The 13,791-nt window shown below is 66.8% G+C and carries 11 protein-coding genes; 5 read left to right on the plus strand and 6 right to left on the minus strand.

The annotated features are described in order from the left end of the window. Window positions 1-187 precede the first annotated feature (187 nt). The 5 genes from kdsA to LCF59_RS14630 all read right to left on the minus strand — a co-directional run bounded on the left by kdsA (window position 188) and on the right by LCF59_RS14630 (window position 4,727). Entirely contained in the window at window positions 188-1,006 is an 819-nt protein-coding gene (gene kdsA / locus LCF59_RS14610; RefSeq protein ID WP_292288353.1) for a 3-deoxy-8-phosphooctulonate synthase, read from the minus strand. After that, entirely contained in the window at window positions 1,003-1,788 is a 786-nt protein-coding gene (locus tag LCF59_RS14615; RefSeq protein ID WP_292288354.1) for a 3-deoxy-manno-octulosonate cytidylyltransferase, read from the minus strand. The genes kdsA and LCF59_RS14615 overlap by 4 nt, the downstream gene beginning before the upstream one ends. Further along, window positions 1,785-2,735: an SIS domain-containing protein gene (locus LCF59_RS14620; protein WP_292288355.1), complete on the minus strand. Its 951-nt coding sequence runs from the start codon at window positions 2,733-2,735 to the stop codon at window positions 1,785-1,787. The genes LCF59_RS14615 and LCF59_RS14620 overlap by 4 nt, the downstream gene beginning before the upstream one ends. Window positions 2,736-2,855: 120 nt before the next feature. Next, entirely contained in the window at window positions 2,856-3,722 is an 867-nt protein-coding gene (locus LCF59_RS14625; RefSeq protein WP_292288356.1) for a glycosyltransferase family 2 protein, read from the minus strand. Between the two features lie 87 nt (window positions 3,723-3,809). Continuing rightward, entirely contained in the window at window positions 3,810-4,727 is a 918-nt protein-coding gene (locus LCF59_RS14630; RefSeq protein ID WP_292288357.1) for a glycosyltransferase, read from the minus strand. 302 nt (window positions 4,728-5,029) lie between these two features. On the opposite strand from LCF59_RS14630, the gene gmd reads away from it, so the two are divergent. The 4 genes from gmd to LCF59_RS14650 all read left to right on the plus strand — a co-directional run bounded on the left by gmd (window position 5,030) and on the right by LCF59_RS14650 (window position 11,042). Continuing rightward, window positions 5,030-6,073, plus strand: coding sequence for a GDP-mannose 4,6-dehydratase (gene gmd / locus LCF59_RS14635; RefSeq protein WP_292288358.1), 1,044 nt, complete (start codon window positions 5,030-5,032; stop codon window positions 6,071-6,073). Between the two features lie 249 nt (window positions 6,074-6,322). After that, complete coding sequence (locus tag LCF59_RS14640; RefSeq protein ID WP_292288359.1) at window positions 6,323-8,770, plus strand: glycosyltransferase; 2,448 nt, start codon at window positions 6,323-6,325, stop codon at window positions 8,768-8,770. After that, window positions 8,767-9,597, plus strand: a complete 831-nt coding sequence (locus tag LCF59_RS14645) for a hypothetical protein (RefSeq protein ID WP_292288360.1) — start codon at window positions 8,767-8,769, stop codon at window positions 9,595-9,597. The genes LCF59_RS14640 and LCF59_RS14645 overlap by 4 nt, the downstream gene beginning before the upstream one ends. Window positions 9,598-9,614: 17 nt before the next feature. After that, window positions 9,615-11,042 (plus strand): mannose-1-phosphate guanylyltransferase/mannose-6-phosphate isomerase, encoded by a 1,428-nt coding sequence (locus LCF59_RS14650; protein ID WP_292288361.1) that lies wholly within the window; start codon window positions 9,615-9,617, stop codon window positions 11,040-11,042. Between the two features lie 66 nt (window positions 11,043-11,108). Here the strand turns inward: LCF59_RS14650 and LCF59_RS14655 are convergent, their stop codons facing one another. Then, entirely contained in the window at window positions 11,109-12,485 is a 1,377-nt protein-coding gene (locus LCF59_RS14655; RefSeq protein WP_292288362.1) for a phosphomannomutase, read from the minus strand. 151 nt (window positions 12,486-12,636) lie between these two features. Here LCF59_RS14655 and LCF59_RS14660 point away from each other — a divergent pair, with 151 nt between their 5' ends. Further along, window positions 12,637-13,710: a DUF2793 domain-containing protein gene (locus LCF59_RS14660; protein ID WP_292288363.1), complete on the plus strand. Its 1,074-nt coding sequence runs from the start codon at window positions 12,637-12,639 to the stop codon at window positions 13,708-13,710. The last annotated feature ends 81 nt before the right edge of the window (window positions 13,711-13,791 follow it).

A 13,791-nucleotide genomic window follows, 5' to 3' on the forward strand; every position in this document is an offset into this window, starting at 1 on the left:
GACCCCCGCAAGGCTTTTCAGCCCTTCGATATCTGGGGTCTACGGGCTCAAAAGCCTTGCTCCCGTCGCACCCGGCGGTGACATTCCTGCTTAGCAAACCCAGTGACATTTCTGAATGGTGTTTACAAAAGATTTGCACGCGGATGGACGCATTTCTGGAGAGCCTTGTGAGGCTTTCGCAAAAGGCTCAGCCCTTCACCACCCCGTCGATCCGGCGCATCATCGACAGCAGGCTTTCGAGCTGATCCACCGGCACCATGTTGGGGCCGTCGCTGGGGGCGTTGTCCGGATCGTCATGGGTTTCGATGAAGACGGCCGCACAGCCCACGGCGACAGCGGCGCGCGCCAGGGGGGGCACGAATTCGCGCTGCCCGCCCGAGGATGCGCCCTGCCCGCCGGGCAATTGCACCGAATGGGTGGCGTCGAAGACCACCGGGTATCCTGTGGCCCCCATGATCGGCAGGGACCGCATGTCCGAGACCAGCATGTTGTAGCCGAAACTCGCGCCGCGTTCGCAGAGCAGGATGCGGGTGTTGCCGGTGGAGGCGATCTTGGCGGCGACGTTCTCCATGTCCCACGGCGCGAGGAACTGCCCCTTCTTGACGTTGAGCGCGGCCCCGGTTTCGCCGGCGGCCAGCAAGAGGTCGGTCTGGCGCGAGAGAAACGCGGGGATTTGCAGCACGTCGACGGCTTGGGCCACCGGCGCGCATTGCTCGGCCGTGTGGATGTCGGTCAGCACGGGCACGCCGAATTCGGCCCTGATCTTGGACAGGATCGTCAGGCCCTCGTCCATGCCAAGGCCGCGCTTGCCGGTGAGCGAGGAGCGGTTGGCCTTGTCGTAGCTGGCCTTGAAGATCCACCGCGTGTCTGTGGCATCAGCCGCGGCGGCGATCCGCTCCGCCAGCATGCGCGCATGGTCGAGACTTTCGAGCTGGCAAGGCCCCGCGATGAGCGCGAAAGGTGCCGTGTTAGAGACAGGTATGTCGCCGATCTGGACAGGTGTCATGCGATTCCCTCGCGCAGCAATACGGATTCAACCCGCGCCACATCCACCGGGTTGTTGAGTTCCCAGAACACCCGGCCGCGCCCTTCGACGGGCACGCAGGTGATGGGCATGCCGTTTTCGAGAAAGCGCAGCTGTTCCAGCCCCTCGGCGCGTTCCAGCGGGCCTTCCTCCCAGCCCGCATAGGCGCGCAGGGCGCGGGGTGTGTAGGCATAGACACCGACATGGTGCCAGACCTGCGGCGGATTGGACAGATCCCCGACGTAGGGCAGCACCTCCTTGGAGAAGTAGAGCGCGCTGCGGTCGGGACGCATCACCGCCGTGGTGCCGCCCACCCGGCCCTGTTGACGGTCGGTGACGAAATTGGTCAGCGTTTCCGCGTCGCATGCGACGACCGGGGTGGCCATCTCGACCCCCGGTTGCATCGCGGCAATGAGCGCCTCGACGAACCATGCGGGCGTCAGGGGCGCATCGCCCTGCAGGTTGATGATGACCTCGGGGTCATGATCCAGTTGCGCCAGCCCTTCGGCGCAGCGCTCGGACCCGTTTCGGGCGCTGCTGGAGGTCATCAGCACATCGGCGCCAAAGCTGTGCGCGGCGTCCGCGATGCGGCGATCATCGGTCAGCACATAGACCCTGTCCACGCCGGATACGGCCTGTGCCGCCTCCCAGGCGCGCTGGACCAGGGTCTTTTTCTCACCGGCCGCGCCGGTCAGTTCCACCAGCGGTTTGCCGGGATAGCGCGCCGAGGCATAGCGGGCGGGGATGAAGACGACCGCGCTCATGCCACACCCGCGCGCAGAAGATCGTGGATATGGATCAGCCCAAGAAGCCTGCCCTCTTCGGTCACCATCAGCGCGCCGATCTTGTGGGCGTTCATCTCGGCCAGCGCCTCGGTCAGAAGCGCATCGGGGGCGATGGAGCGGGGGTGCGGCGTGGCCACCTCTCCGGCGCTGCGCCCGGTGAGTCCGTCGAGATTGCGGCGCAGATCGCCATCGGTGATGACGCCTGTCAGCGTGCCGTCTTCGACCACGGCGGCGACGCCAAATCCCTTGGCGCTCATCACCACCAGGGTTTCACCCATGGCCGTGTCGGGGGCCACCACCGGCAGCGCGTCGCCGCGATGCATGATCGCCGAAACGCGCAGGAGCTGCGCGCCTAAGGTGCCGCCGGGATGGAAGGCATGATAGCTTTCGCGGTCGAAGCCGCGATGCTGCATCAGCGCCACCGCCAGCGCATCCCCCAGCGCCATGGTGAGCGTGGTCGAGGTGGTGGGCGCCATGCGCAACGGGCAGGCTTCGGGTGCATCGGGCAATTGCAGCACATGGTCCGCCGCCTGTGCCAGCGTGCTGTCCATCCGCTTGGTCACAGCGATGAGCGGGATCTCGAACCGGGTGCAATAGGCGATCATGTCGGCCAGTTCGCGGGTCTCGCCCGAGTTCGAGATCAGGATCACCGCATCGTTTCGGGTGATCATGCCGAGATCGCCGTGGCTCGCCTCGCCGGGATGCACGCCATGCGCAGGCGTGCCGGTCGAAGCCAGCGTGGCCGCGATCTTGTTCGCCACATGGCCGGATTTGCCCATGCCCGAGACGATCACCCGGCCGGGCAGCGCCAGGAGCCGCGTCACCACGGCGTCGAAATCGGTTGGCAGATCCGCGGCCAGCCGAGACAGCGCGGTGGCCTCGGTGGCCAGCACGTTGCGGGCGATGGCAGAGGGGGTGTCGGTCATGGGGGCCTGCGCGGATTGTTCCGGAGCGGTGATAGCGGCTGGGCCGGCGCATGTCCAACGCGGGGCCAAGGCTTTTCGAAAAGCCTTGGGGAAGGGCTTTCAAAAGCCCTTGGCCCCGGCTCAGACCTGCCGCACGCCGCCTTCGGGGATCGCGACATCCGCCCCGCCCCAGAGACCCCAGCGTGCGCGCATCAGCGTGATCGCCTCGGCATCCAGTTCCGCCCGGCCCTTTTCCGCCTCGCGGTGGCGATAGAGGGCTGCGGCCCGGTCGGCCTGCGTTGTCTTGGGTTCGGGCAGATCGGCAGCCAGCCAGATGCCGATGCCCTTGCGGGCCAGCGCACCCGACAGCCAGACATCATCGACATGGAACGCCTGGTCCGGGATGTCGAACGCGGCGTCGTCAAAGAAATCGGGCCGCACCACGACGCCGCCATAGCCTTCGAGCATATCGGCAAAGCCCGCCTGCGCGATGATCCGGCGCGGCGGTTTCTGCGCCAGCCTGGCCTTGACCTGTCCCGACATCACCTGGCGCAGCCGCGCCACCCGGTACGCCATGTCCCAGCTGCGCGACCTGCGCCGGTAACGCGGGGCGGCGAAAATGCTGCGCGTGGTCAGCCCGGCAATGTCCCAGCCCGCCAGCGCAACGGCGCGGTCCGGGTAGCGATCGGCCACTGTCAGCAGATCTCGCGCCCAGCCGGGGCGGTAATCGCGGTCATCGTCGCAGAACAGCAACCGCAGGTTGTCGGCCTGGTGGCGCTTCACGGCGCAGAGCACCTTGGTGGCCGGGCCGTAATCGGTGTCGGTCCGGTGGATCGTCACACCCTGTGGCACCCTGGGCAGCGTGCCGTCCCAGTCGGGAAAGCGCCGGTACCGGCGCGGCAGGTACAGTTCGACCCCGTCGATTCCCTTTTGCGCCACCAGCGCCTCGAGCGTCGGGCCAATGAGCCCAAAGCGTGGCGGAATGGACGAGAGGGTGATCAGGGTCATGAAAAAGGCGCTTTGAAACGGGCGTTGCCTCCATAGGGGCAACCCCCGCCGGGAGCAAGCCGCCGGGACCCTTCGAGCCGGGCCGGGTCAGACCGCCTTGAGCCAGGATGCCGGCGCCGGCACTGCCCGGGCCAGGGTCCTGGCGGTCTCGATATGGCTGACAAGCTGCTGCGTGCGGTTGCTGTCGCCCAGAAAGCCGAACCATTTCGACAGGACGGTTTCGGCCTGCTCCGCCGACACGGGCCTATGGGTGCGCTGGAACCCCGGTTCCGTCCTGCACAGGGGGCGCGAATCATGTCCGTCGATCTTGACCGACAGAAACCCCATGCCGGCATTGTCGACCATCGCCGGGAACCGTTTGAGCAGGGCACCATGGTCGAAGGAAAAGATCGTCTTGTCCACCGGCGCGCGGATCGCGGTGCCCATCGAATTGAACGGCAGGGTGGCGCGGTAGAGATGCGTCTCGCCATCCTCGGCGTAGGACGTCACCACCAGCCCGTTCGAGCGCGAATAGCCGATCGGCATCACGTCGCCGAGCCGCTGCATGTAGCGGCGCAATTCGCGAACGTAGTCATATGACAGGCAATCATCGTCATCGATTCGGAACTGCACCAGCGGCCGGCTGAGGCCACTGTTGAGCGCGCGCAGCTCGGGCAGGAGCGCGGCATGTACGGTGGTTTCGTCCGAGACGACCAGGCGCAGCCGCGCATCGCTGTCGCACAGCGCCTTGAGGCGGCGCTGATGCTTGGCCGGCAGGATGTCCGAGGTCAGGACGATCAGGATGAAATTGGGATCTTTCTGCGCCTTGAGCGATGGCAGGAGCAGGTTTTCGAACAGGTGGAACCTGAGCGCCATGCGCGCATCGTCATAAAGTTTCTCGGCCTGTTCGAAATGCAGCAGGTCCAGATCGGTGTCGGAGTTGATATTGGCATAAGCCCCCCAGTCGCCATTGCCACAAAAGGAGAACCGGCAGATGCCGATCACGGGTTCCAGAAAGTAATTCACTGCGCGCCTCTCGGGTTTGAATTGTTTTGATTCAACATGGAGGCTTTTCAGGGCATTTTTGCGGGCAGACCCCGTCAGGATCGTGCCTTTCTCTGGGCATCGACATAGCGCAACACAGGCGCGCAACACGGCATGCATGCGGGTCAGATGGCCTTTGGGGCGAAGCGGGCCTTGCAGGGGTCACCGGTGCAGGATCAGCCTTCATGACTTGGAAATTCTTCCTGCCCATCCGTTAACCTTAACGCATTCTTTACCCCGCACGCCGGATAACGATGGAAATGCAACCCTGACGGGAGATTTCCATGACCGATACTGATATCGATACCGCGTCCGGCAAACGCGCCCTCATTACCGGGATCACCGGGCAGGACGGGGCCTACCTGGCGCAGCTTCTGCTGAACAAGGGCTACGAGGTGCATGGCGGTATCCGGCGCACTGCGCAGGCCGAACGGGCGCGGCTGGAGGCGCTTGGCATCTCCGACCGGGTCATCCTGCACGATCTCGACCTGACCGAGATGACCAATATCTTTCGCCTGCTGCGCGATACGCCGGTGGACGAGGTCTACAACCTCGCCGCCCAGAGCTTTGTCGGCGCGTCCTGGGACCAGCCGATCTATACCGGTGACGTGAACGGGTTGGGCGTGGCGCGGCTGCTGGACACGCTGCGCACGCTGGCGCCGGCGACGCGGTTCTACCAGGCCTCGACGTCCGAGATGTTCGGGGTGGTGCAGGCGGTACCGCAGGTCGAGACGACGCCGTTCTACCCGCGTTCGCCCTACGGCGTGGCCAAGGCTTACGGTCACTACATCACCGTGAATTACCGCGAGAGCTTCGGCATGCATGCCTCTTGCGGGATCCTGTTCAACCACGAAAGCCCGCTGCGCGGGGAAGAGTTCGTCACCCGCAAGATCACCCGCGGCCTGGCCAGGATCGCGCGCGGCGGAAATGCGCCGGTGCAGCTGGGCAACCTGTCGGCGCGGCGCGACTGGGGCTTTGCCGGGGACTATGTCGAGGGCATGTGGCGGATGTTGCAGCAGGACACGCCCGGCGATTACGTATTGGCCACCGGCGTGACCACGCCGATCCGCGATTTCGTCAGCTTTGCGGCGCAGGCGCTGGACATGCCGCTGGACTGGCACGGCGAGGGCGTGGAAGAGATCGCCACCGATCGCCGGTCGGGGCGGCGGGTGGTCGAGGTGAACCCGGCCTTCTTCCGTCCGGCCGAGGTGGATGTGCTGGTGGGAGACGCGACCCGGGCGCGGGCCCGGCTGGGCTGGCGGCCGAACGTCGATGTGCGCGGCCTCGCGGGCATGATGGCGCGCGCGGATTACGATGCGGCGGCCTGAGCGGATGCGGGGGGAGGTCCTTTTCCCGGATCGCGTGCGATCCGGTGCGCGCCCGGTCGTCATGTTCGTGCCATTGGTGCAAGCAACAATGGCGGCGCCCCCCAGGGCAGGCGCGACACCGCTCGACCGTTTCACGGGGCGGACCGATCCGCAGATATCGCCGGGCAGCCCAAGCATGACCGCGCCCCTGCCCGGGGGCGGGCGCGCCCCTTCGGACGGCGCTTCACAGCCGCACGACTCGCCACATTCATGACATTCGTTCGATATGCTCTTCGCCGCCTGAGCCGCCGGCGCGATTACCTCGACGGGATCCGCGACGGGGCGCTGCATGGCTGGGCCCTGGCCAGGCCGGGGAATGGCCCGGTGCCGGTGGCGCTTTACAGCGGACCCGACCGACTGGCCGAGACGCTGGCGAGCCAGTTCAGGGACGACCTGCGCGCTGCGGGGCTGGCGGGAGGCACCTGCGGGTTTTCCTTTGGAATAGAGACTGAAACAGGGCTTCTGCGGGTCTGCCGCCTCGATGGGCCGCGCCCGGTGGAGATCGGACGGATCCGTGTCGATGGCGCGCGCCGAGCTGGCGCCCGGCCTGCGAAAGGGGCTCGGCCGGGATTGCGCGAAACGCCGCTCCGCGATGCCCTGGGGCCGGGCCTGGCCGCCCTGCGCGCCGCGCCCCTGCCCGAGCCCGACAGGCTTGCCCGGCTCAGCCCCCGGCAGGCCAGGCTCTTCGAGCCAACCGACCCCCTGACGGGCGGCCCCCTGCCCGAGCCGCTCTGTGCCTACATGGCCTATCTGCGCCCGCGCCACCGGCTGGAGCGGGTGTTCGACTGGGACAGCGCCCCGGACGACGCCGCGCATCTGCTCAACTGGATGCTCACCGGCTATGCCCCGATGCGGCGGCCGCTGCGCGCCCCCTTGTCCAGGTGCGCGATCCAGTGGCTGAACGCGCCAGTGGTCATCCCCGGTCAGCGCCCCGCCCTGAGCCGCGCCACATGGGCCGCCCTGCAGGGCGTGCCGCATCTGCTTCAGGGCATGGATTTCGGCAACCCCGACTGGGTCGAGTCCGTGATCTACTGGTGGGCCGTGCATCAGGCCCGCGCGATCGGCGCCGAGGATTGCCTCGTGCCGCAGGCCTATGTCAGCCGCCTTGCCGATCGGCCCGGGGATGGTGCTTTTGCGCTCTCGCGGTACTTGCGGCGCTGGGTGGCGGAGATGCCCGGATTGGCGCGGCTGACGACCGGGAGCAAGCAGGATCGGCGGCAGATCACGCTGGCCGCGATGATCCGCGCCGCCGAGCGGCCCGACACGCTGCGCTACTTGCCAAGGGCAGATATAGAGACGCTTTTGACCCGGAACGCCCGGGGCCAGACGCCGCTCGGGAGCTATGCCCAATCGCTCGACGGGCAGGCCCGCCGGGTCATGTCCGCCGATTATGCCACCTGCCTGCGCGGGCGGGGCTATGACATGCACGCGCGGCGGTTCACGACCCGCACGCCAGAGGGCCACCGCTTGCATGCCGCCGCCCTGCCCGCCCCTGCGCTGCACGGGGCGCCACGCGTCGATGTGCAGGTGATCGGTCCGGTGACCAAGGCCAGCGGGCTGGGCCAGGCGATGCGCGCCTCGATCGCGGCTTTGGAAACGACAGGGATGGAGCTTCAGGTGGTCAACTTCGCCCTCGACAACCCCGCCCCCGAGATCGATGTGCCATACACCCGCTTTCGCGACGCCCGCCCGGCCCGGTTTACCCTGCTGCATTTGAACGCCGAAAGCATCCCGCTGCTGCCCGCCTATGCGCCGGACATCACCGACGGTTCCCATACCGCCGCCTATATGTTCTGGGAGCTGACGCGGCCCGCGGCCTGCCATGCGCTGGCGCTGCGGATGATCGACGAGATCTGGGCCGCCTCGGAGCACGGCAAGGCGATCTACGCGGACGCCTTTCAAGGTCCGATCCGGGTGATGACGCTCGCCAACGAGGTTGTGCCGCCGGAAGACCCGCTTGGCGCGCGGGCGGCCTTTGTGGCGCGCACGGGGTTTGCCGCAGACAGTTTCCTTTGCATGACGAGTTTCGACAGCTTTTCCTTCGTGCAGCGCAAGAACCCCCTGGCGCTGATCCACGCCTTCCGCGATGCGTTTCCAGAGGGCAGCGCGCAGCTTTTGCTGAAGACGCAGAACCGCGCCCGTGTGCATGATCCGGCGCAACAGGCGATCTGGGCCGGGATCGAGGCGCTGACCAGGGGGGACAGGCGGTTTTGCATCCTCGATGAAACCTTGCCCCGCGACGACCTGCTCACCCTCACCGCCGGGGCCGATGCCTACCTGTCGCTGCACCGCGCCGAAGGCTGGGGGTTCGGCATGATCGAGGCGATGGCGCTTGGCGTGCCGGTGCTGGCGACAGGCTATTCCGGCCCGCTTGCCTACGCGGACGCGGCAACCGCCTGGCTGGTGCCCGCAACCGAAGTGGCCCCGGCCCGCGGCGATTACATGTTCACCCCCGAGGGCGGGCTTTGGGGCGACCCGGATCACCGTGCCGCCGTCGCGCTGCTGCGCGAGATGCAGGCCAACGCGGCGCTGCGCGCCCGCAAGGCCACTGCGGCACAGGCGCGGGTGTTGCGGGTGTTCTCGCCAGAGGCCATCGGCAAACGTTATGCCACCCGGATCGAGACGGTCCTGCGCCGGCACAAGATGCGCGCGGCATGAGGCGGCTTCTGCCAATCCGCAAGCGACCGCCCTACGTCATGGGGGTAAGCTGGCCACGCTCCGGCCATCACCTCCTGGCACGGCTTCTCAGGCTCTATTACGGAACGGAATTCATCTATTGCGGGTTCTACGGACAGGCGGGCTGCTGTGGCCATGCGCCCTGCTTGCGGGCAGGACAGGTCCGCTATTCCAAGAACCACGATTTCGACGGCACGCTGCCGCAGGACACGGGCTGTCCGACCCTGATCCAGACACGGGCCTTTGCGCCGTCGGTGGTGTCAAACTTCGAGCTGTACCTGCGCGAGGGCGGCCGCGACGACGCCGGCAGTTTCGCCCGCTTTGCCAGCGCGCAGTTCACCGCCTACCGCGCGTTTCAGGACAAGTGGGTCACATCCGGTTTTGCCCAGACGCAGACCGTGATCTCCTATGAAGACCTGATCCGCGATCCGGCCACCGCGCTGACCGTTGCGCTGAGCGCGTTCGGTGACAGGCCGCCGGATCCGGCCCGTATCGGTGCTGCCATAGACCGGGTCGATGGCGAAGAAGTCGCGCATCGCCGCATCACGCCCCGCCCGCGCACCGGGGTGCACCGCCCCCGGGATGTGACGCAATTTCGCCATTATGACGCCCGGTTGTTCGGCTATCTGGACAAACTGACCCTGACCCGGCAGGAGGTGAACGCGCCGTTCCACCGTCTTCTGGGTCGGGACGCGTCTGAGGCGAACATGCTTGCGCTGCAAACCACCCCGTCGGTGGCCGCGGTGGAACGGATGATCCTCAGGTCCTGTGAATATACCGCCCGGGGGCGCGCCCGTCGGGCGCTCTGACCCGTGAGAGTGCGTTTATGGCGGATCTTCCGTTGATCACCCCTGTTCTTTTGTGCGGCGGCTCCGGCACCCGGCTCTGGCCGCTGTCGCGCAAGAGCTATCCCAAGCAGTTTGCCCAGTTCCTTGGCGATGAGAGCCTGTTTCAGGAAGCCGCCAAACGGGTCTCCGGCGAGGGCTATGCCGCGCCCCTGGCCGTCACCGGCGAGGGCTTCCGCTTTATCGTGGCCGAACAGCTGGATCATTGCGGCATCCGGCCTGCAGGAATCCTGATCGAGCCCGAAGGGCGCAACACCGCGCCCGCCGCCGCCGCCGCCGCGCTGCACCTGGCGCAGACCGATCCCGGTGCCTTGATGCTTCTGGTGCCTGCCGATCACGCCATTCCCGATCCGCACGCCTTCCGCGACGCGGTGATGACCGGCGCGCCGGCTGCCGCGCAAGGCCAGATCGTGACCTTTGGCATTCAGCCGACGCGGGCCGAGACAGGATATGGCTGGCTCGAGGCCGGACAAGAGACACATCGGGGTGTGAACGCGCTGGAGCGCTTCATCGAAAAGCCCGACGCGGCAAAGGCCGAGACGCTGTTTGCCGATGATCGCTACCTCTGGAACGCGGGGCTGTTCCTGGCGCGCGCCGACACGCTGTTGGCCGCATTCGACGCGCACGCGCCCGACATCCTGAAAGACACTCGTGCCGCGATGGCGGCGGCGGAACCCGACCTCGGCTTCCTGCGCATCGACGCAGATCTCTGGGGGCAGGTGCGTGCAGAATCGCTCGATTACGCGGTGATGGAGCAGGCGCAGAATGTCAGCGTCGTGCGATTCTGCGGCGGTTGGTCCGATCTGGGATCGTGGGAAGCGGTCTGGCAGGAAAGCCCGCAGGATGGCAGGGGCAACGCGCTGGCGGGCCTGTCCACGGCGATCGAGTGCGAGAACACGCTCTTGCGCTCGGAAAGTGACGAGATCGAACTGGTGGGCATCGGGCTCAAGAACGTGGTCGCCGTGGCGATGCGCGACGCGGTGCTGGTGGCCGATATGACCGACAGCCAGAGCGTCCGCCGCGCGGTTGACATGCTGAAACAGCGAGACGCCAAACAGGCGGTGCAATTGCCGGTCGATTACCGCCCCTGGGGCTGGTTCGAGACGCTGATCCTCAAGGACCGGTTCCAGGTCAAACGCATCCATGTGCATCCCGGCGCATCGCTGTCCTTGCAAAGCCATGTGCATCGGTCCGAACACTGGATCGTGGTCGCGGGGACCGCCAGAATCACGGTGGATAACGAGGTGCGCCTGCTGTCAGAGAACCAGTCGGTCTATATCCCGCTGGGCGCGGTGCACCGGATGGAAAACCCCGGCAAGGTGCCGATGGTGCTGATCGAGGTGCAGACCGGACCCTATCTGGGCGAGGATGACATCATCCGCTACGAGGATGTCTATTCGCGCAGTTGATATCCCCAAAGTTGATCAGGGGCGCGGACCCGTCAACGGAAATGGCCGGACGCGTCGACGCGTCCGTCACCCCAATCGCTGTGCCACGGCATGAAGCGTCTCGCGCATCAGCGTTTCCGCCCGCGCGACAGTCTCGGCCTCTGCGTAACAGCGAAACTCCGGCGCGTTGCCGGACGGGCGCAGGTGGATCACCGTGTTGTCGGCGAAGGACACGCGCAGACCGTCGGTCCGGTCCACACCCGTTTCTGCCGCACGCCCGTCGAATAACGCGGCCCGTGCCGCGGCGTCTTCGGTGAGTTCGGCAATGAACGCTTTCGACGTCTCGGTCGGAATCCCCGCAATCCGGTCTGCCGCCGTAAACCGCGACGGCAGATCAGAGACCAACGCGGCCAGGCTCACCCCTTGTGCCTTGGCCATGGCCAAGGGCGCCACGATGGGCAACAGGCAATCGCGGGTCATCAGCGGGGCAAGCGGACCGCTCGGGCCTTGCGCCTCGACCCCCAACAGAAACCCGCCATTGGCCTCGTAGCCCACCACGCGCCCGCCCGTCTCTTCCATCGCGGCGATGACGTAAGGCGAGCCGATTTTCGTGCGAATCACGCCGGCAAAGCCCATCTGGTCCACCATCGTGTTGGATGACACCGGTGTGCAGACCTGCTCGGCCCCGAGGCTTTGCGCCACCAGCGGTCCCAGCACATCGCCGGGCACAAGCGTTCCATTGGCATCTACCACCATCGGGCGATCCGCATCGCCATCGGTGGACACGAGCGCATCGAGCGCATGTTCGGAACACCAGCGCTTGAGCATGGCGCGGGTCTCAGCGTCCACCGCTTCGGTATCGACAGGGATAAACGTCTCGGCGCGGGCCAGCCGCACCACCTCGGCCCCCAGGCCCGACAGCGCGTCGGCCAGTGCATCGCGGGCGACCGAGGAATGCTCGTAGACACCGATGCGCCAGCCGTGCAGCGCCTCTGGTCCAAAGGCGGTCACGTAGCGCGCGACATAGGCCGCCAGCGCACCGGACTCCTGCCGCAATACGCCCCGTTCGGCCGTGTCAGAGCCTGATCCAAGCGCCGCGCCAACCGCCTGTTCATCGGATTTCGCGATCTCTCCGGTGGGCAGGTAGAACTTCAACCCATTGCGATCCGCCGGGATGTGGCTGCCCGTCACCATCACGGCCGCCTGCCCGGCGTTCATGGAGGCCAGCGCCAGCGCCGGGGTCGGCAGCGCGCCATGGTCGATCGCGGTCAGCCCCATGCCCCGGACCGCACGGATGACCGCCGCCGCGATGTCTGGAGACGAGGCGCGCAAATCCTGTCCCACATGCACCACGCCGCCATGCGGGCAGGCGGTCAGAAAGGCACGCGTGTAATCCGCCACCAGATCGTCTGTCAGGTCCGTCACAAGGCCGCGCAGGCCGCTGGTGCCGAATTTGGGAGGCATGGGATGTCCTTTCCGGGTGTCTCTGCCCACAGATATGCCCCCGGGATGTCGGCAGGTGCAAGGATTGCGCAACGCCCGCAGGGTTGACTGCCCGTTTACCAGGGCGCCCCTAGCGTCCGGCCCCAGGATTGATCACCGAAAGGACCCTGCCATGTCCGAGACCTCCACGCTTTTGTCGCTGCCCTATATCCAGCCGGCCCAGGCGCAGAAACACGTCACCCATAACGAGGCGCTGCGGATGCTGGATGCGCTTGTGCAGCTGGCGGTGGAAAGCCGCGCATTGAGCGCCCCGCCCACCAGCCCCGCGGATGGCGCGCGGTACATCGTGGCCAGCGGGGCGACAGGAGACTGGGCCGGGCAGGATCACGCGGTGGCGCTGAATGCCGGCGGCGGCTGGCTTTTCCTGACGCCGAATGCGGGCTGGCGGGCCTGGGTCGCGGAGGACGGGGCCGAGGTGATCTGGCGGAACGGTCAGTGGCAGGCGCAGCCCGGGGCGCTGCCGGACCGCCTCGGGCTTGGCACCGCCGCCGATCCGGTGAACCGGCTCAGCGTGGCCGCACCCGCGACATTGCTGACCCATGAAGGGGCGGGCCATCAGCTCAAGGTGAACAAGGCGGCGGAGGCGGACACGGCGAGCCTGCTGTTCCAGTCGAACTGGACCGGCCATGCCGAGATGGGGCTGGCCGGGGAGACCACCTTTTCGATCAAGGTGAGCGACGGGACCAGCTGGACCACCGCGCTGTCCTTCGATCCCGCAACGGGTGCGGCCAGTGGCGCCGCCGTCAGTTCCGGGCCGGACGAGAGCAACCCCGATACCCTGATCCGCGCAGGCGATGGCTATCTCAAGGGCACGATCCTGGACACGGTGGCACAGGACGGGACGGGCGTGCCGACAGGCGGCGTGATCGAGCGCGGCGCGAACGCCAATGGCGATTATGTGCGCTTTGCCGACGGCACGCAGATCTGCACCAGCGCCGGTATTCCCACGGGGGCGATCGACAACCCGGCGGGGGCGCTGTGGCAGTCGGGTCACCTCGCCTGGACTTTTCCCGCGGCCTTTGCGCCGGGTATGCCGCCGATCCTGACGGGCGAGTCGGGCAATACCGGGGCCTGGCCCACCTTCGCACCGCACGGGGTGCTGTCGACCGGGCTCAAGGCGACGGCGCTCATCCAGATCACCACGGGGTTGACCCTGCGGCTTTGTGCCATTGGGCGGTGGGTGTGAGCAGTATTCGCCCTGCCCTTGCTGTAAAGCTTCCATTTTAATCTCGCGGGAAGTATCGCTCTCAGCGATTTTTAAGTTTGA

The sequence above is a fragment of the Marivita sp. genome, assembly GCF_020055675.1.
Taxonomy (GTDB): Bacteria; Pseudomonadota; Alphaproteobacteria; order Rhodobacterales; family Rhodobacteraceae; genus Marivita.